This window comes from Acidisoma sp. S159 (genome assembly GCF_009766125.1).
Lineage (GTDB): Bacteria > Pseudomonadota > Alphaproteobacteria > Acetobacterales > Acetobacteraceae > Acidisoma.
Map to the genome: position 1 here is coordinate 15,914 of NZ_LMUG01000012.1, position 14,292 is coordinate 30,205.

Consider the following 14,292-nt stretch of genomic DNA (forward strand, 5'->3'; position numbering starts at 1 on the left):
ACCGACGAAGAAAAGCTCAGGCCACCGGTTACCACTGGGACCGACCAAAATATGACTCCCCCATCGAACGTCGGCGGCTCAGGCTTCTGTCGGCGCTTTTCTCAACGCTGGTGCGATGCGAATGCCGAGTGGAGGGTCAAGTGAATGACGGGCAGGTGTTCTCCGTCACTGTTGGCCACCAGTATGTAAGTTTTGAAGCTACTTTCATGGAGCCGCGGACGAGGCCGTCCGACCCTCCCGTGAAGGCTGGGCACATCCGCTTGGCCGTCGGCGCAGGCTTTCGCAGCTCAGCCTCTCCGAGGGCCTGGGAGGACGGAAAGGTGCCTCTCGAGGATCAGCTCTCAGAAATTGCGGTCGAGGTGATTGTGCGGGGAGAGATGCAGTACCGCGAAAGTGTCGTGAGGAAACGGGAGTGGTTGATAGAACGGAAGGCCGAACTCCAGGAAAAGGCTCGGCAGCAACAGCAAGAGTCTGAACGGCGAGCTCGGGAGCTTAAAGCAGAGCTGGAACGCGCCCGGGTGGATCGCCTTCTAGGCGAGGCATCAGCCCTAGCACGTGCTCAGGAAATCCGCCGTTATGTTGAGGCTGTCCGCATGGCCAATGCAAACCTGGAGACACCTGTCTCCGCGGTCGAAATAGAGGCCTGGTCAACTTGGGCGCTGCGCGAGGCCGACCGCATCGATCCAGTTGCAAGCCTGGCTTTTGCTAAGCCCTACAACGCGGGCCCTGATGAGGCCGAGTGAAGTCAATCGCTAGAGGCCTCTGTTCCGAGCCTACTGACGTTCAGCCGGAGGCAACGGGGTCTTCCTCCACCGTGAGAGTCCGCGCCAAGCGAGCTCCAGCACCTCCACTAAGCTCTGCCAGGCGTGGCGTTCTTGAGAGCCATAGATACCCGCGTCCACTCATCCCGGGCCCCCTTGCGGAACTGATCCACCGCCACCTGCGCGACATCTTCGTCCTCTCCAGCCTCGGCCATTCCCTGCAGAAGTGAGTCCGCTGCACCAAGGAGGACTGCTTCGAACGTGGTTAGGTCGGCCTCTGCTAAGCCTCGACCGAATTGCTCGCCCAGTTGCCTGACCGTCGGATCTGCATCTGGATGCTCGATGTCATCAGTCATAACCAGACCTTTTGCTGGGACTTAAGCCGGAGCCTAGGGATCCAAAAGAGGGCTCAGTCGCGCCCTGCGTTTCCATTTCCAAAATTCCACCGCGCCAATCCTCTGGGCCAGCTACTCCAGGTCAGCGCCGTCATTCGTGGTTCCAACCCGCAGAACACCCTCGATCTCTATAAGCCTACCGATGAGGTGCTCGATGGGTCTTTTCCCTTTGACCTGCATGCTGAGGGTAACGGGCTCTCGGCCTTCCGGCGGCTCTTTCGCCGCCCCAAGATGATGAACAGCGTCCTCGGCGTCATCCCGGGCTCTTGTTAAGCGATTTTCTCGTTCGATCCGCACGTGATCGATAGCGAACCGAAGTTCGGTGCACCTAATCAAGATCAGCCGCAACAGCCCGCGGCCATCTTCGTAAGAGACTTGAATGTCGTTTGCGATCCGGCGTGGGCGGGGTAGTCGTTCCACCAGCTTGGGGAAGACCAGCATCACGATGAAATGGGCGATCGTCGTCGCGATGGCGAGCACGGGCAGGCCGGCGCCACAGGCCATCCCAAGAGCAGCGGTGACCCAGACGGACGCGGCCGTCGTTAGGCCGCGCACGACGTCGCGGCGCATGAAGATTACACCGGCACCCACGAACCCAATTCCGGACACGACCTGAGCGGCGACGCGGGAAGGGTCGAGCACGACCCGGTAAGGAGCGAGCACGTCCATGAAGCCGTATTTTGAGATGAGCATGAACAGGGCGGCGGCGACACCAACGAGGGTATATGTTCTCAGCCCAGCGTTCTTTTGACGAATCTCACGTTCGAGCCCGATTAGGGCAGACAATGCAAAAGCAAGCGCGAGCTCTGCCAGCTGCAGCCAGCCTTGGCCTATGAGATTCGAAAAACTCGACAAGCGCCCCCACTCCTGAACAGTCAGCTCACGCTGAGACTGGTCCCGACGCGTGGCCTTGAATTGCGGTTAGGCGGACGCGAGTGCTGCCCGGCCGTCCGTTGCTTGTCAAAACTCATGCAACCGGTTCTCCTTCTTGGGGGCTCTCCGGCCAGCCAATCCGATCGCCATCTCGGGTGATTTGCCCTTCGGCTACCAGTTTATCCAGCATCGCCATGAAGACTGACCACGGAACACTGGCGAGCTTGACGAGTTTGATCGTCTTCACTGGCTCGCCGGGGAACTCCGTCGCGGCCCAGTGAAGTGCTGCCAGCACCTCCTCGTCGTCGGACCCTCTCGGCGGCAGCGTGAGCCGGAAGTGTTGGTCAGGGTCGTTATCGTCCAGGGTGTCGACTTCCTCCCCTTCATCCTCCCAGTCATCGGGATCATCGGGATCATCGGGTATCGGAGGGAGCGGATCGATTATCAGAACCTTTGGACCCGCCATCTCAGGATGTCCGCGTCGAGATCATAAATAGCGATATCGATAGGATTCGCGCGGCGCGCGAGCCGTCGCTTTTGGCAGTCACGATTTTCCAGGCTCCCGCAGCCTCACGCCAACACCACCGCCGTTCTCGGGAATGAATTGGATCCCCGCACCTTCCAGGGCGGTTCTAATAGCGTCGGCGTTGGCTCGCATCATCCCTGCGAGGCCGCGACTGGCCTCCGCGCGACGGATTGCGACCAGGCTGACCCCTGAAAGCTCGGCCAGCTTCTCGCCCGACAGTTCAAGCAGCGCCCGTGCCGCCTTCATCTGTCCCGCCGTGGCATAGATATTTTTAGTATCTCTCGACATTAATAGTTGCATCCCGCCTCATGTGATACTATTCATATCACCAGACACGAATCGCAGCAAGGATTTCCTAGATGCGCTACGTCGGCTCCCGCCATCCTCTCGCCGCCCACAACCCGCTGCGCTCGGTGTCGATGTTCCGCACCCACGCCGAGGTCTTCGGGCCGACCAAGGAAGAGGGCCTGCGCATCCAGTTAGCGCAGGAACTCTCGTATCTGCCGGACCTGATCGAGGGCGTCGCTTACGCCTGCAAGGCGCTGGGCGAGGCGAACCGCATGAAGAAGCCGATGCGCCGCTTCTGGCAGGGCAGGGCGATGCGCGGGATCAACGCGGAGCGCGCCCGCGTCCGCGCCTGCCGCAGGGCGATCGTAGCGCTGCAAGCCCAGCTGCTCGCGCTGGCGCACTGACCACCCACCCCATTGCGCTGAGGCCGCACAGCGAGCTCCAGCGCCATCCGCGCCGGGACGGTTTCCCGGTGAGTCCGGCCGAGAGGCTGGGCAAGGTCGGCACAGGCAGGACTCCAGCTCCCACCTGTGCCTGACCCCTGACGAGGTCCTGTAACCATGTCTGAGGCTAAGACCAATACTACCCCATCAGCCCCGAACCTGCTCTTCATCGCTTTGATGGCGACGCTGGCGGTGTGGCTCATCACAATACTTACGGCGCTCATCCAGGGAGGCGCCATCTCGGCTACTCCGATCATCTGCTGGTGGGTTTGCTGGGCGCTCGCGTGCGTTGCGATGTCTGATCGTGACCAGCTCCAGGCGGGAGGCGGCCAATGAAGACCGCTCAGATCGCCGTCAGCGCGCAGACGGAAAGGGATCAACACCCGGACCGCGAACTACTGGCGGCAGCCGGCGACTTTCACCGCATGCGCGCCGAGGACAAAGCCTTCTGGAAGGTGACCAAGGTCGATCCGGGCAATAAGCACGCGGACGCCTTCAATCTGCCGGACGGCCTTTGGACCCGCATCGGCGGCGCAGTCCAGCGCGTGTCAGATTTACCCGCCACCACGCCCGAGGGATTGCGGGCGAAAGCGACTGTCCTTGAGGAGATGATCCGCCAGCAACACAGTGCCCAGCTCGAGGAGGGCTGCGAAGACGAGGAAATCATGGTCGCTCTGTCGCTTGTCAGTGACGTGCTGGGGAGGGCTGACGCATGAGCGGTCGTCACATCGCCCGGCGCGGGCTTATCGCCTGCTCCGCACCGCTGCTCGTCGCTGGTGAAGCGGGCGCCGCGAAGGCTGAGGAACTGGACGGTGAGCTCATCGCTCTCTGCCGCGAATTCGGAGACGCGGAAGCTACTTTTGCCGCGTGGGATGCCGAGCGGGATTTCATGCCGTTCGACCATCCTCGCGCGAAGGAGATCGACAAGCTGGAGCGAGCACTGGTCAATCGCCGGCACGAGATCCGCGAGGAAGTGGCCGAACTAAAGGCCCACACGCCAGAGGGGCTGCAGGCGAAGGCCAGGATGGTGCTGACCGAGCTCGCGGAGGAGGCCGATCCGAACCGCGAATCCTGCAACCACCAGTATCTTGCGGCGGTCTCGCTCGCTCGCGACATTCTGGGGAGGGCCTGAGCAGGCGCTGAAAGAGGGCAGGGGCTCCGAACAATAGGCCGCCCAGCTCCAGCTTCGACTACAAAGCCCCGCCCTCACCAGGCGGGGTTTTGCTTTACTTCAATCCGGCAATATCTCGACCACTAGCCCGGCTCGAAGCGTAAATTCACCAGACGTGATTCGGGTATGGAACTTATCCATTATCTTTGTCACGGCGCCTGAGTTGGTTAGTGCCGTCGACTCCATAAAAGCCAACGGGCGATCTCAATCGTCGTCGGTCAAGAACTTCCTCAACAGGTCGCCGGTAGAATGCATTGCTTGCCAAAGACGGCCATTCTCGGCCTCGAGATCAGCGAGGCGCCTCCGCAGAACGGCAATTTCACGCTCTCTAGCGCGGAGCTGAGCCTCTTCGGAGAAATTCTGATTTGCCAACATGGATGCAGGATCGCGACTTCCCGGTCGCTGCGCAGTGACCTAATTCACAATTAGCTGCTCTTCTGAGTGGCTGTTTAAACGTCCTAGCACGAGCGAGCTGGCAGATAAACTGGGGTGACGTCCCGGGGCCGCATAAGTAGCCAGGGCCAAGCGGTAGGCCTTGCTTGCTACCCGCTTCGATCATGCTTCCCACACACCTGCCCGAGGCACCGTGTTCCGCACCACACCTCAGCTCGTTCGGCCGAGCGCAGTCCAACCAGTGCCTCGGCCAGCGCTCCATCGTCACAGTCACAGTCGAAGTCACGTCCGCGCACGATGTCCCCGGCATGATCGAGTTCGTAAATCCGATACTCAGGCATCCCACCGTCCCTTGCGAAGGGATAGTATAGAGGAATGTTCACGAGTTCGTGAGATCCTTTTGAGAATGCCTTTGCGGCATCCAATGCCGCGGTCGTGTATGGAAATCGGCGAGCTAAATCATTGATAAAAATAGCGCCTACAAGTGGCGCCAGATGGCAGCGGGGGAAATCCTGTGGGGGCGGCACTGCGTATACTGCTTGTCGAAGATGAACACCTGATACGACTGACTGCCGCGGAGGCTCTGCGGGAAGAAGGCTTCGACGTTGAAGAAGCCTCCAGCGGCGACGAGGCCGCCCTACGCCTCACCGGGCCGGAGTTCTTCGACGTGCTATTCACCGACGTCAGAATGCCCGGCAAAATGGACGGCGTTCATATCGCTACGCACGCGAGAACTCATCACCCCCCGATTATTCTGATCATCGCGTCTGGTTTCGCGCCTCAGCTAACTAGCCGCCTGAAAGACTTTGACCCTGCCGCCGTCTTCTTCGCTAAGCCCTACAGGGTGGGGGACATTGTTAGCAGCATACGGCGTTTGGCCGCGTAGCCGCGCCCAAGAGCCACGCCGGCGCTAACAAGCTGCTCCAGCAGCGCGCGGCGTCAGGTTGGCAAGATCAGGTGTGGGAAGGGCACCGTAGGATAAGTCGATCATACTCCTCGGTGCCGCCGAACTGCCACTGGTCAAGCGTGACGAGATCGCCCGGCCCCAGCGTCGCCATATCGAAATCCGCTGTGCTTGCACCATCGCCGGAGCCGACTTGCATCGCGGTATGGACCGATCGGCCATGATCGAGCGGCGTATAAGTCGTCACGGTCGGATCGGAGTCCTGCGGCCGGGCCAGGAGGAGATGGAGTAAGCCACCGGAAATATCTGCCGCGAAGCTCCATTGGCCGTAAACGAAGGAGGACGGCGCCACCGAAACGAAGCGGCATTCCAGCACTCGCTGCGCCCGCGCCGCTGGGGCAATTGCAATGGCGAGAAGGCAAAGTAGCATGGTAGCAAGGCGCATCAGACGGGGGTGCTTTATCACGCAGTCATCCTTCGCGGCCGAGAACAGAGAGAAGTATCTCCATTCAGCGCGCCGTTCTGCAACAACCCCCGGCCTAATCCGGGGACGCCTTCTCCGCAGCTTCTGCCGCCTTGCGCAGCCGTTCCTTGTGAAGGCGCCGCCGGCGAGCGAGCTCAGGTTCCGGCCGCTCGGGGACAATCTGAGGATTCGGCGGGGCTAGCTCTCGTCCGCCATCCGCTTTTCGACGACGCGAGTATTTGCCCGAGAGAATGTCATTCACCGTCTCCTCGTAACTTTCTGCCTGGCCCTGTCCGCCCTGTATCGCCGCGTCCAGCGCCTCTCTGTCCCAGCGGGGCGTCTTCGGCCCAAGGTGGAAGGAGGGACGCGGTAGTTTCCCGGACTTCACGTGGCGCTTCAGGTGGTCCACCTCCATCGATAGATATTCGGCCGCTGCCCGCCTGCTCAGCCAGCGCGTCTTTTCGTAGGCCAATCGGGCGCCCTCCGACATTCAGCGTGGAACTGGCTCACGACGCCTGAAAGCCTCTACCTGTTCCTTCCTGCGACGCTTCGCGTTGTGTTCTGCGAGGAGCGCATGGGCCATTCCAGATGGCGTCACGTGATCTGGCTTAACTTGCTTCACCTCGAATACCGCATCTAGCGCGAGCCGGTCCCAGCGTGGCGATCGCGGCCCGAGGCTATGCGATGGCGGTGGCAGCCTTCCGGTGCGCACCAGGCGTCGCAACTGATCGACCCGCACTCCGACATAGGTCGCGGCATCCTCGGCCTTCAGCCAGCGCTTGCCCTTGTCCATACCGACCCCATCAAAGCCCCCCGTCTAGGGTGCCTTGGTCTGTCAGAGAACCGCCGTTGACATCGTCAATCATCGTCCACCTGACTTCAATGTGATCGCTAACCGGGGCTTGAGCCTGGAGATCAGTTCTAGGGCCTCGGCTCCGGCACCAGTTCCAGCGCCCAGTCTGGATCCGGCCCGTAGCAGAAAGACCGGTGATGCGAGGCGCAGAGGTAGGCTGGCGCGGGCGACACCCGGCACTTCTGGCACCGCATGCGCTTAACCGCCTCGATGACCTTCATGTCGCCGTGGCGCTGCATCAACAGCCGCGTGGGCACCGTTGAGGAGCGTTTGCACCCAGGGCACTGGGCTTCGAGGTGGCAGTCGGGCCAGTCCGAGAGGTGGTGGCTGAGGCGGAATTCGGGCGGGTGCACTGGCAGCTATTCGCAAGCAGCGGGAGGCCCCTGCAGGACGACGTAGTTCGCTCCCTGGATGGCGCGCACGACCTCCGCGGCTAAATGGGCCGCCGCGATCCTGTCGGCCGGGTGCACCGACCGCCGGCCCATGCTTTCGACCCTCGTCTGAACGATCCGAGCGAGTTCCGCGTCATCAACTGGCTGCAGGTCTGAGGGGATGAGCCTGTCCTGGTCGTTCATAGATCGCCCTCCCCTATCGCGGGCGAGAACAAAGCACGAACAGACCGGCAGGTGGAGTCCCAGATACGGATGACTGACGGATTTGGAACCGATCGGGCGTTCCTAAAAAGGGTTTGGCGCCTGGACAGTGATGCGCAATGCCAGGCGCCAAAGGATTAATAAGGGAAGAGCGGCAACCACCGCCTCGCATTCCAATCTGCCACTCCGGAATACGGGGTACCCCCACCCCAGCGAGGTCGCACTCGCTGGCCCAGTTTGGTACCTTGCGCCCTGCTACTCCAGGTTGCACTGCACGAACGCGGCACTAGCGCCGCAGGCGAGTTAATAAGCACGGGTAGCGTCGCTGACGGATTGGCCGCGTCCGTCATCGCCTCACGGTTTTGTTAGCGCGGAGCCCTCTTCCCCGCTCACGGAGCCGCCTGCTATCCCCCGCGCCCCATGACAGACATCCCCGCCCCGCAGCCGCCGCCCATCTGGTGGCGCTTCGCTGTGTCGATCACCTGCACCGTCACTCTGTTGCTGGCGGGGGCAGGCGTCGCCCACGCCTTGGCGACCTTCTAGAGCTGACGTCCTCAACCAAAGGGCGGAATGTTGAGAGCCACGCGCCCGCAGTATTTTATCCCCGCCGGACGAACGACCCCGGCCGTCATCGGATGTGGCCCGGAGCCCGTCCGATGACGTTAAGGGCCTGACTGCCTACTCTCTCCGAAAGAGATTCAGAAAAGGCGCCGGCTTTCCCTCTGCTCCGCGAACCTTTCCTGAAGGCAGGCGCGTTCCGAGGAATTGGCCGTCGAGTGAATAGATCTGGCCTGCCTGAAGCTTGGCGATCCGCGCCCCTGACACGAGGTCATAGACGATGCCATCGCGGGTGTAGGCGATGGCCGCACCCTCATCGTCGTGAATGAGCATTTTCGTCAGGCTTTCAGGCTTCATGAAGGTCGCTCTCCCCCGCAGGCTCTCCGATCTTCAGCTTCATCTGAGTTTGGCCGGGCGCGAGGGAAGAGGAGCTCTCGATTCAGCCGAATTAGATTTAGTGATCCTGAGCGATCGGGAGCGATCCCCAGTGAGAATGGCAATCGCCTCAGCGGCGCGATCACTGGCGATCACTTAAAATCACAGATACGGATGGCAGGATAGGCATTGCTACGTAGCAATGCGGGCCCCTTTTCTCGCTCGGACTCGATGGGAATTCGGGGACGGACTAGGGGACTACGCACGATTCGGCAGCACTAGCGTAGATAACAACGGGCGGAGGTCATCTCCGCCATTGGCGCGTGGACGGCATTGCGCCGGCGGGCGAGGTCCGCTGGAGGCGCCGGTGCAGGAAAGTAGGGTAGTGTTTCATAGCCAAAGACGCGACGCCGGCTCTCCTCTAACAGATCTCAACCTCGCTGGGAGAATTGCAACTTACGGTTGACTCTTTTCTGCGCCAGGAGAAGAGTGCGATCCATGCAGATTCGTAACGGGCTGCTGCTGGCTGTGCCCATAGCCCTGGGCCTTTCCGCCTGCGTCAGCTCCAGCGAAGTCGTTCCGATGGGGCCAGACACCTACATGGTCAGCACCCATCAGCAGGGCGGTATCGTCAGCTCTGGGAATCTTGTCGAGCACAGCGCGAAGCGTGCCAACGCCTACTGCGCCTCGCTTGGTCGGCAGATGGTCGCAGACAGCGTGCAGTCTCAGAGCAATGCCTGGTTCAACAACGCGGACAACACCTTCATGTTCCGCTGTTACGCAGCCGATGATCCTAGGCTTCAGTCTCCCAACCTTCGCCCCACACCAAATACCGTAATCGAAACGCAGCCGCCCTAGCCGTCGACACTGAACCTGCGGATGATGACCGTCAGCCAACGGTGCATCGGCAGATTTATTGAAAGCTGAGCCGGCCCGGCAGCGTGTAAAGCAGGTAGGCGGCCACGGCTTGCGGCCCGAGGTCTGCCACCGCCATCAGCAGGCCGCTGATGCCGTGGTAGGGGGGCAACGCTGTCGAAAAGACATCAAAGCCGAAGTTCAGCGCCAAGCTAGTCCTCGCCCATCCTTTTCCCTCGCCAATCTTCAACACCATCCAAGCCAGGAAACCTGCCGTTACGACGTAGCCCGCAACCACGGCCACTTGGAGCGCTTCGGGATTGAAGGGCATCGTCATCGGAAGATGGTCAGCGATCAGTTTCTCCATGCTTTGAACGCTGGTGCCGGACTGGTAGATGCCCAGGCCAGTCACCCAGGCCGTCCAAGCCCACAGGATCCGTTCCGCGGCCCGTCCAGCCTTCGGGGGATTAGCCGTCACGCAATCTCCACCAACCACTTCGTATCGGCACACATCTCGCGGGCCATCAAAGAACGACCATCGGCATCGAAGGCACCGCTAGCAATGCCACCCGACTGTCGGATCTGCTAGCGATCCGGTGCCGGGTGGTTGGCAAAGCTGCTAGGGAATGTTAGCCGCCAGGCGTCGTCGAGGTGGCCTTGTTCCTCTTCGCCAGCCCGCCTGCCTTCTGGCCATTGCCGGTACTCATTCCGCCACCACCAGTTCCGCTGGTCGGAGAGGTGCTGTTCCCCACGGTCGTCCCGATCGTCCCATTAGACGTTGCGCCCGCAACCGCAGCCTTCGCTGTGTCAGGTGGCTTGTCGGAACCAGAGTCGGCGAAGCTGGCCGACACGGGTGCCAGAACGAAAATAGAAGCCACGGCAAGAGCGCGAAATTTACGCATTCGAAATATGTTCCATTCAGAAATGGGCCGCAGCCCGGAGCAGCGATCTGGGCTTTGAGGGCTCCGCGTCCAATGGACAGGGTGGTCACGTTTGCGAGGTGGCAGCTAAACTCCACCTGCATCACGTCTATGTCAGGATGGTCCTTGTGTTCGGAACTTTGGACCACGGTCATTGCGTTCGCGCCGCATCGCCCAATTTTCCTGAGTCTATTTTATCCTCAGGAAGTAAGACATGAGCGACGTTCAGGCGGGCGGGGGATCATCGACTTCCAAAGATGTCGCAGATGATCTTGCAGTTTTGAAAAGTGACGTCGCGGCTCTCATCAAAGAGATGAAGGATCTGGCCATACGAGAGGGAAGTCGGATCGGACAGAATGCAGCTGAGAAGATTAGCGGGAGCGCATCCGACATCTATGGCGGGGTGTCAAAACAAACTCAGCGTTCCGCAGAGGCTGTCGGTCAGCATGTTCAGGACTGGCCCGTCTCCAGTCTGCTGATTGCCTTCATCGGCGGCTTTGCCATCTCCAAACTCTTCACCCGCTGAGGACGGCATTGAATGCCATCGATGGGCAGCTTGGTGAAGTTGGGCGCCACTCTAGCGTTCAATCCAATGACGATGGTGAAGGACGCGCTAGCGTCGGTGCGGCGCACCGCGATCTTGATCGTCTGCGCGCTGATTGCCGGTCTGATCGTCTTGCCGGCAATCGGCTGCCTGATGGCGGCGCTCTGGATCTTTGTGCAGGAACGACTTGGACCACTCTGGGCTGCCATTATCACAGCTGCCGCAATGCTTCTGCTCGCAATCATCGTGCTGCTGATCGGCATCCTGCAGTCAAAGGCCGGCAAGAAGACGCGGGCACAACGCGATACGCCCAGGTCCGTGGCAACTGCCGGTCTATCGGCGCTACCACCCCCACAGGCCATGCTTGAGACCGGCCGCTCGGCTTTTCGTCGAAATAAGGGAACGGCCCTGCTGGCTGCCGGAGTGGCAGGCCTACTGCTGGGCCAAGACTTCCTGAAACCTCGGCCGCAGTACCTGATTGAAAAAAGGGGGCGGAGACGCAGGTGAACCGCATAGGCCCGACGCCGCACCGCCGGACGTGGTCAAGAGCAATTCGCCCCATCTGGGGGAATTCACCAGGAGATGCATATGAGCGAGAACAAGTTCAGTGGAACAGTCGATGACATCAAGGGCAAAGTGCAGGACGCTGCTGGCGGTCTGACCGGCGACACCAGCACTCAGATTCGGGGCAAGGCCAATCAGGTGCGTGGCCAGGCGGAAGGCATACTGGGGGATGCTGCAGAGTTGATCCGCGAGCAGCCTCTGACAGCAGCGCTGGTCATCTTTGGTGTCGCGTATTTGGCGGGACGTCTACGCCTGCTTTAGGCAAAACCGGACTCTGAACCATCCCAGGAGAACGTGCATGACGTCCACAACACTTCGCTGTTTCCGCATGGCGGCCATTGCGATCCCCCTCGCTCTAGGCGGGTGCGGGATGTTTGGCTCCTCGAGTGGCAGTCCAACTAACGGCGGAGCCACTCAGGGCACTGGCGCCGGCGGTGCGACTGGAGCCGGCGCCAGTTCGGCTGCAGGCGCATCAGCTGGCGGCGCTGGAGGGGCGGGTGGTGCTGCCGGCGGGGGCGCCGGAACGAAGTAGCGTTGAACGACACTTGGGATCGCTCCTTGCCTCAAGCTTAATTACCACAATTTCGATACGTCCACACGCGCTCTGAGGGAGTTCCCTGCTCGCGCGATGTGCCCAGAAAGCTCACCGGGGGGAGTTTCGACACCAATACGCGTGGGCCTGCTCGTGCGCGCGAGCGATAGGCCGCGCGGTTACCATGAGCTTACGGATTGGCGGCTGGGCGGTCTCTAGTCCCGGAAGCACGACTCTAGTCGGCTATTCAATTCACTGATGGATCTTATGCCGTCACTCGAGTGCCTTGCGGACTGGCCACGACCTACAACGGGCACGGCACCATGGATGAGGGCCAATGGCCTGACTATCTCCGTCCCAGTGCCGGCATGACGGAAGAAGCAGCAATGACGGTCCGATTCGCCTCGGGCCGTCATATTGCATCGTAGAGGCGGTCCTCAACCCGTGCTCACCGCTTCGTATCGGCTAGCGTCTCGCGGATCAGCCGCCCGGTCATCGAAGAACCTCCGAACAACGACGGTCATCCCGCGGTGTTCCGGCAGTCCGGCGCAGAATCTCGCCTTGGCTGCCCGACGCTGCTCTGGCGACCATTGAAGGTCCTCCTGCATTACGGCCACCCGCAGGCCCTGGTCGGGGAGCGCCTTCGCCTCCAGCGCGGCCAGGCGGCGATCCAATGAGTTCGACATCACTGCGGGTCTCCCCAAGAGAAGATCATGAAGTTCTGTCGCGGGCTCGCTGCCTTGCGCGCGGCAAGGTCCGCTTCCCAGGCTGATTCCTCGGAGGGCGACATACCGAGCGGCCTCCAGACAAAGACCTGCGGCAGAACAGCGCCGGGAACCTTGGCTTCCAGCGCCTCCAGGCGGCGTGTCAGTGATGCAGACATTGGCTCAAATTCCTTGGGTTGTGTTGATGCGGCTGGCTCGCTCGAGGCCGCGCAGGATGGCCAGGGAAAGCCCGCGTAGGGGTGTGGCGGCGTGACAGTGCTGGAGGGCCTCCAGGCGGCTTGCAGCGTCGTCCTGGCGTTGGGCTCGGTCATTCCGCGGAGACGCGGCCTGCCGCGCTCCAGCACAGCCGCGAGGTTCAGTTGGGGGTGGGCAGATGACTCCAGTCGCTCTAGCCGGCGGATGAGGTTGCTCATGGTGTTGCTCCGCGGCTGATGCCGGTATCGACTATGATGATCTGCTGACGCGGGTTGAGGCGCTTCCGCTCGGCCAGCGCGATCTCGAAGGCAGCCGTCTCAGCCGCGCCATGAGGCGCGACCAACACAGCAGCCGGCGGCGGTGCTCCAACCGACCTCGCTTCCAGCATTTCCAGGCGTCGGCTCAATCCGTTGAATATCCGCACGAACATCTCCTCAGGCGACATCAGTTCAGGCCCTCTGGGCATTGCCGGCCTCCAACGCCGCGATCCGTGCCGCCAGATCGTGCGTATCAAGCGCCCGGCGATGCACCTCGATGACGCTGGCAGCCGATGCAGCTTCTTCCGGCGACAGTTCGCCCGCAGCCATCGCGACGCTGACCGCGCTCATCGCATCCGTCAGATCGGCGGGCGTTTTCATGATCGGCAGGTTGAAGGTGACCGGCCTGCCTTTGCGCTCGGGCCAGACGCGGCGGAGCAGAATGTCAGCCGCTCGGGTGTCGCCCTCCAGCGCCTGCGCTACGACGGCCTTGAGCACCGCTTCCGCGCCGTCCTGGCCGATGACATCCAACGCAGCGAGCGCGGCGTGGCGGGTGCCTGGTTTCGGTCCAGCCGGATTGCCGGACTTGCCAGGCTGGAAGCGCTTGCCCGGTCCGCGTGGCTTCGGTTTTCGTTGCCGCGGCAAATCGTCGGTAGCCATCACGCGGACCCCATCGGGCCAGGCGTGGGCTCGTTCCGGGTGTCCAGCGTGGGGTCAAGCTCCCGCGCCAAACGCAGGTAGATGTGCGACCGCTCCTCGGCGAAGCGCCACGAGCCGCCCCGGTTTATTGCAACCTGGGGAGTTGCGGCGTTCTCGGCGGCGGCGAGCGACCAGCGGCGGCTCAATTCCAGCAGCTCGCACGCCATCAGCGGCACGCAGTGAAGTTCCGGTAAAGGATGCTCGGCCAGGAACCGCCGGCCTTGGTCATCTATGATGGGCGGAATGGGCTCAGGGGTTGGGTCGGTCATATGCGGAGCTCCTAACAGCGGCTGGGCAATTGAGATTCGTCATCACGGGCGGGCAATTCGCAAAGCATTCCCGGCAGACAATGATCATACAGTGGGTGTGGTGGCTGTAGTGGGTTGGTTTCAGCCCCTCGCACGT

Annotated in this window: 27 protein-coding genes; 11 read left to right on the forward strand and 16 right to left on the reverse strand. The window is 61.6% G+C overall.

The window, feature by feature from the left end; genetic code table 11:
- Window positions 1-320 precede the first annotated feature (320 nt).
- Window positions 321-743 carry a hypothetical protein gene (locus tag GSQ92_RS06640; RefSeq protein ID WP_159013204.1) on the forward strand — a complete coding sequence of 141 codons (423 nt, stop codon included), beginning with the start codon at window positions 321-323 and terminating at the stop codon, window positions 741-743.
- 107 nt (window positions 744-850) lie between these two features.
- On the opposite strand, the gene GSQ92_RS06645 is transcribed toward GSQ92_RS06640, so the two are convergent.
- From GSQ92_RS06645 to GSQ92_RS06660, 4 genes are all read right to left on the reverse strand, one after another.
- Window positions 851-1,117 carry a hypothetical protein gene (locus tag GSQ92_RS06645; RefSeq protein WP_159013205.1) on the reverse strand — a complete coding sequence of 89 codons (267 nt, stop codon included), beginning with the start codon at window positions 1,115-1,117 and terminating at the stop codon, window positions 851-853.
- Window positions 1,118-1,228: 111 nt separating this feature from the next.
- Window positions 1,229-2,011, reverse strand: a complete 783-nt coding sequence (locus tag GSQ92_RS06650) for an MgtC/SapB family protein (RefSeq protein WP_371418541.1) — start codon at window positions 2,009-2,011, stop codon at window positions 1,229-1,231.
- 112 nt (window positions 2,012-2,123) lie between these two features.
- Window positions 2,124-2,495 (reverse strand): hypothetical protein, encoded by a 372-nt coding sequence (locus GSQ92_RS06655; RefSeq protein WP_159013206.1) that lies wholly within the window; start codon window positions 2,493-2,495, stop codon window positions 2,124-2,126.
- 78 nt (window positions 2,496-2,573) lie between these two features.
- Window positions 2,574-2,843, reverse strand: coding sequence for a transcriptional regulator (locus GSQ92_RS06660; RefSeq protein WP_159013207.1), 270 nt, complete (start codon window positions 2,841-2,843; stop codon window positions 2,574-2,576).
- 71 nt (window positions 2,844-2,914) lie between these two features.
- On the opposite strand from GSQ92_RS06660, the gene GSQ92_RS06665 reads away from it, so the two are divergent.
- The 5 genes from GSQ92_RS06665 to GSQ92_RS06685 all read left to right on the forward strand — a co-directional run bounded on the left by GSQ92_RS06665 (window position 2,915) and on the right by GSQ92_RS06685 (window position 5,736).
- Window positions 2,915-3,247 (forward strand): hypothetical protein, encoded by a 333-nt coding sequence (locus GSQ92_RS06665; RefSeq protein ID WP_159013208.1) that lies wholly within the window; start codon window positions 2,915-2,917, stop codon window positions 3,245-3,247.
- A gap of 156 nt (window positions 3,248-3,403) precedes the next feature.
- Complete coding sequence (locus GSQ92_RS06670; protein WP_159013209.1) at window positions 3,404-3,622, forward strand: hypothetical protein; 219 nt, start codon at window positions 3,404-3,406, stop codon at window positions 3,620-3,622.
- Entirely contained in the window at window positions 3,619-4,002 is a 384-nt protein-coding gene (locus GSQ92_RS06675; RefSeq protein ID WP_159013210.1) for a hypothetical protein, read from the forward strand. Before GSQ92_RS06670 ends, GSQ92_RS06675 begins: the two co-directional genes overlap by 4 nt.
- Window positions 3,999-4,418: a hypothetical protein gene (locus GSQ92_RS06680; RefSeq protein WP_159013211.1), complete on the forward strand. Its 420-nt coding sequence runs from the start codon at window positions 3,999-4,001 to the stop codon at window positions 4,416-4,418. Before GSQ92_RS06675 ends, GSQ92_RS06680 begins: the two co-directional genes overlap by 4 nt.
- A 946-nt stretch (window positions 4,419-5,364) precedes the next feature.
- Window positions 5,365-5,736 (forward strand): response regulator, encoded by a 372-nt coding sequence (locus tag GSQ92_RS06685; protein WP_159013212.1) that lies wholly within the window; start codon window positions 5,365-5,367, stop codon window positions 5,734-5,736.
- Window positions 5,737-5,803: 67 nt separating this feature from the next.
- On the opposite strand, the gene GSQ92_RS06690 is transcribed toward GSQ92_RS06685, so the two are convergent.
- From GSQ92_RS06690 to GSQ92_RS06710, 5 genes are all read right to left on the reverse strand, one after another.
- Window positions 5,804-6,220: a hypothetical protein gene (locus tag GSQ92_RS06690; RefSeq protein WP_159013213.1), complete on the reverse strand. Its 417-nt coding sequence runs from the start codon at window positions 6,218-6,220 to the stop codon at window positions 5,804-5,806.
- Between the two features lie 73 nt (window positions 6,221-6,293).
- Complete coding sequence (locus GSQ92_RS06695; protein WP_159013214.1) at window positions 6,294-6,689, reverse strand: AlpA family transcriptional regulator; 396 nt, start codon at window positions 6,687-6,689, stop codon at window positions 6,294-6,296.
- An 18-nt stretch (window positions 6,690-6,707) separates the two neighbouring features.
- The gene (locus tag GSQ92_RS06700) at window positions 6,708-7,010 is read right to left on the reverse strand and encodes an AlpA family transcriptional regulator (protein WP_159013215.1); all 303 of its coding nucleotides are present in this window, start codon (window positions 7,008-7,010) and stop codon (window positions 6,708-6,710) included.
- 128 nt (window positions 7,011-7,138) lie between these two features.
- The gene (locus GSQ92_RS06705; protein WP_159013216.1) at window positions 7,139-7,327 is read right to left on the reverse strand and encodes a hypothetical protein; all 189 of its coding nucleotides are present in this window, start codon (window positions 7,325-7,327) and stop codon (window positions 7,139-7,141) included.
- A gap of 102 nt (window positions 7,328-7,429) precedes the next feature.
- Window positions 7,430-7,645 (reverse strand): hypothetical protein, encoded by a 216-nt coding sequence (locus GSQ92_RS06710; RefSeq protein ID WP_159013217.1) that lies wholly within the window; start codon window positions 7,643-7,645, stop codon window positions 7,430-7,432.
- 438 nt (window positions 7,646-8,083) lie between these two features.
- On the opposite strand from GSQ92_RS06710, the gene GSQ92_RS31395 reads away from it, so the two are divergent.
- Window positions 8,084-8,206, forward strand: a complete 123-nt coding sequence (locus tag GSQ92_RS31395) for a hypothetical protein (RefSeq protein ID WP_256367080.1) — start codon at window positions 8,084-8,086, stop codon at window positions 8,204-8,206.
- Window positions 8,207-8,341: 135 nt separating this feature from the next.
- On the opposite strand, the gene GSQ92_RS06715 is transcribed toward GSQ92_RS31395, so the two are convergent.
- The gene (locus GSQ92_RS06715) at window positions 8,342-8,578 is read right to left on the reverse strand and encodes a 4-fold beta flower protein (RefSeq protein ID WP_159013218.1); all 237 of its coding nucleotides are present in this window, start codon (window positions 8,576-8,578) and stop codon (window positions 8,342-8,344) included.
- Between the two features lie 516 nt (window positions 8,579-9,094).
- Here GSQ92_RS06715 and GSQ92_RS06720 point away from each other — a divergent pair.
- Window positions 9,095-9,454, forward strand: a complete 360-nt coding sequence (locus GSQ92_RS06720) for a hypothetical protein (protein ID WP_159013219.1) — start codon at window positions 9,095-9,097, stop codon at window positions 9,452-9,454.
- A 55-nt stretch (window positions 9,455-9,509) separates the two neighbouring features.
- Here GSQ92_RS06720 and GSQ92_RS06725 read toward each other — a convergent pair whose 3' ends face one another.
- The gene (locus GSQ92_RS06725; protein ID WP_159013220.1) at window positions 9,510-9,929 is read right to left on the reverse strand and encodes a hypothetical protein; all 420 of its coding nucleotides are present in this window, start codon (window positions 9,927-9,929) and stop codon (window positions 9,510-9,512) included.
- Between the two features lie 656 nt (window positions 9,930-10,585).
- Between GSQ92_RS06725 and GSQ92_RS06730 the strand changes: the two genes are divergently transcribed.
- The 3 genes from GSQ92_RS06730 (at window position 10,586) to GSQ92_RS06740 (ending at window position 11,740) form a co-directional block, all read left to right on the forward strand.
- On the forward strand, window positions 10,586-10,897 hold the full coding sequence (locus GSQ92_RS06730; protein ID WP_159013221.1) for a hypothetical protein: 312 nt from the start codon (window positions 10,586-10,588) through the stop codon (window positions 10,895-10,897).
- Window positions 10,898-10,909: 12 nt separating this feature from the next.
- A complete protein-coding gene (locus GSQ92_RS06735) occupies window positions 10,910-11,422 on the forward strand; it encodes a phage holin family protein (RefSeq protein ID WP_159013222.1) in 513 nt (170 codons plus the stop codon).
- Window positions 11,423-11,503: 81 nt separating this feature from the next.
- Entirely contained in the window at window positions 11,504-11,740 is a 237-nt protein-coding gene (locus GSQ92_RS06740) for a CsbD family protein (protein WP_159013223.1), read from the forward strand.
- A 708-nt stretch (window positions 11,741-12,448) separates the two neighbouring features.
- Here the strand turns inward: GSQ92_RS06740 and GSQ92_RS06745 are convergent.
- From GSQ92_RS06745 to GSQ92_RS06765, 5 genes are all read right to left on the reverse strand, one after another.
- Window positions 12,449-12,697, reverse strand: coding sequence for a hypothetical protein (locus GSQ92_RS06745; RefSeq protein WP_159013224.1), 249 nt, complete (start codon window positions 12,695-12,697; stop codon window positions 12,449-12,451).
- On the reverse strand, window positions 12,697-12,894 hold the full coding sequence (locus tag GSQ92_RS06750; RefSeq protein ID WP_159013225.1) for a hypothetical protein: 198 nt from the start codon (window positions 12,892-12,894) through the stop codon (window positions 12,697-12,699). The genes GSQ92_RS06745 and GSQ92_RS06750 overlap by 1 nt, the downstream gene beginning before the upstream one ends.
- Window positions 12,895-13,145: 251 nt before the next feature.
- Window positions 13,146-13,397: a hypothetical protein gene (locus GSQ92_RS06755; RefSeq protein WP_216856760.1), complete on the reverse strand. Its 252-nt coding sequence runs from the start codon at window positions 13,395-13,397 to the stop codon at window positions 13,146-13,148.
- Complete coding sequence (locus GSQ92_RS06760; RefSeq protein ID WP_159013227.1) at window positions 13,381-13,848, reverse strand: DUF5681 domain-containing protein; 468 nt, start codon at window positions 13,846-13,848, stop codon at window positions 13,381-13,383. The genes GSQ92_RS06755 and GSQ92_RS06760 overlap by 17 nt, the downstream gene beginning before the upstream one ends.
- The gene (locus GSQ92_RS06765; protein WP_159013228.1) at window positions 13,848-14,156 is read right to left on the reverse strand and encodes a hypothetical protein; all 309 of its coding nucleotides are present in this window, start codon (window positions 14,154-14,156) and stop codon (window positions 13,848-13,850) included. The genes GSQ92_RS06760 and GSQ92_RS06765 overlap by 1 nt, the downstream gene beginning before the upstream one ends.
- Window positions 14,157-14,292 lie beyond the last annotated feature (136 nt).

What these genes read in the sequence shown, in the direction of transcription:
- GSQ92_RS06715 (WP_159013218.1), bottom strand. Translation starts at nt 8,578, where the DNA reads ATGAAGCCTGAAAGCCTGACGAAAATGCTCATTCACGACGATGAGGGT.
- GSQ92_RS06645 (WP_159013205.1), bottom strand. Translation starts at nt 1,117, where the DNA reads ATGACTGATGACATCGAGCATCCAGATGCAGATCCGACGGTCAGGCAA.
- GSQ92_RS06680 (WP_159013211.1), top strand. Translation starts at nt 3,999, where the DNA reads ATGAGCGGTCGTCACATCGCCCGGCGCGGGCTTATCGCCTGCTCCGCA.
- GSQ92_RS06655 (WP_159013206.1), bottom strand. Translation starts at nt 2,495, where the DNA reads ATGGCGGGTCCAAAGGTTCTGATAATCGATCCGCTCCCTCCGATACCC.
- GSQ92_RS06760 (WP_159013227.1), bottom strand. Translation starts at nt 13,848, where the DNA reads ATGGCTACCGACGATTTGCCGCGGCAACGAAAACCGAAGCCACGCGGA.
- GSQ92_RS06675 (WP_159013210.1), top strand. Translation starts at nt 3,619, where the DNA reads ATGAAGACCGCTCAGATCGCCGTCAGCGCGCAGACGGAAAGGGATCAA.
- GSQ92_RS06740 (WP_159013223.1), top strand. Translation starts at nt 11,504, where the DNA reads ATGAGCGAGAACAAGTTCAGTGGAACAGTCGATGACATCAAGGGCAAA.
- GSQ92_RS06665 (WP_159013208.1), top strand. Translation starts at nt 2,915, where the DNA reads ATGCGCTACGTCGGCTCCCGCCATCCTCTCGCCGCCCACAACCCGCTG.
- GSQ92_RS06750 (WP_159013225.1), bottom strand. Translation starts at nt 12,894, where the DNA reads ATGTCTGCATCACTGACACGCCGCCTGGAGGCGCTGGAAGCCAAGGTT.
- GSQ92_RS06755 (WP_216856760.1), bottom strand. Translation starts at nt 13,397, where the DNA reads ATGCCCAGAGGGCCTGAACTGATGTCGCCTGAGGAGATGTTCGTGCGG.
- GSQ92_RS06660 (WP_159013207.1), bottom strand. Translation starts at nt 2,843, where the DNA reads ATGTCGAGAGATACTAAAAATATCTATGCCACGGCGGGACAGATGAAG.
- GSQ92_RS06700 (WP_159013215.1), bottom strand. Translation starts at nt 7,010, where the DNA reads ATGGACAAGGGCAAGCGCTGGCTGAAGGCCGAGGATGCCGCGACCTAT.
- GSQ92_RS06765 (WP_159013228.1), bottom strand. Translation starts at nt 14,156, where the DNA reads ATGACCGACCCAACCCCTGAGCCCATTCCGCCCATCATAGATGACCAA.
- GSQ92_RS06730 (WP_159013221.1), top strand. Translation starts at nt 10,586, where the DNA reads ATGAGCGACGTTCAGGCGGGCGGGGGATCATCGACTTCCAAAGATGTC.
- GSQ92_RS06720 (WP_159013219.1), top strand. Translation starts at nt 9,095, where the DNA reads ATGCAGATTCGTAACGGGCTGCTGCTGGCTGTGCCCATAGCCCTGGGC.
- GSQ92_RS06710 (WP_159013217.1), bottom strand. Translation starts at nt 7,645, where the DNA reads ATGAACGACCAGGACAGGCTCATCCCCTCAGACCTGCAGCCAGTTGAT.
- GSQ92_RS06670 (WP_159013209.1), top strand. Translation starts at nt 3,404, where the DNA reads ATGTCTGAGGCTAAGACCAATACTACCCCATCAGCCCCGAACCTGCTC.
- GSQ92_RS31395 (WP_256367080.1), top strand. Translation starts at nt 8,084, where the DNA reads ATGACAGACATCCCCGCCCCGCAGCCGCCGCCCATCTGGTGGCGCTTC.
- GSQ92_RS06735 (WP_159013222.1), top strand. Translation starts at nt 10,910, where the DNA reads ATGCCATCGATGGGCAGCTTGGTGAAGTTGGGCGCCACTCTAGCGTTC.
- GSQ92_RS06745 (WP_159013224.1), bottom strand. Translation starts at nt 12,697, where the DNA reads ATGTCGAACTCATTGGATCGCCGCCTGGCCGCGCTGGAGGCGAAGGCG.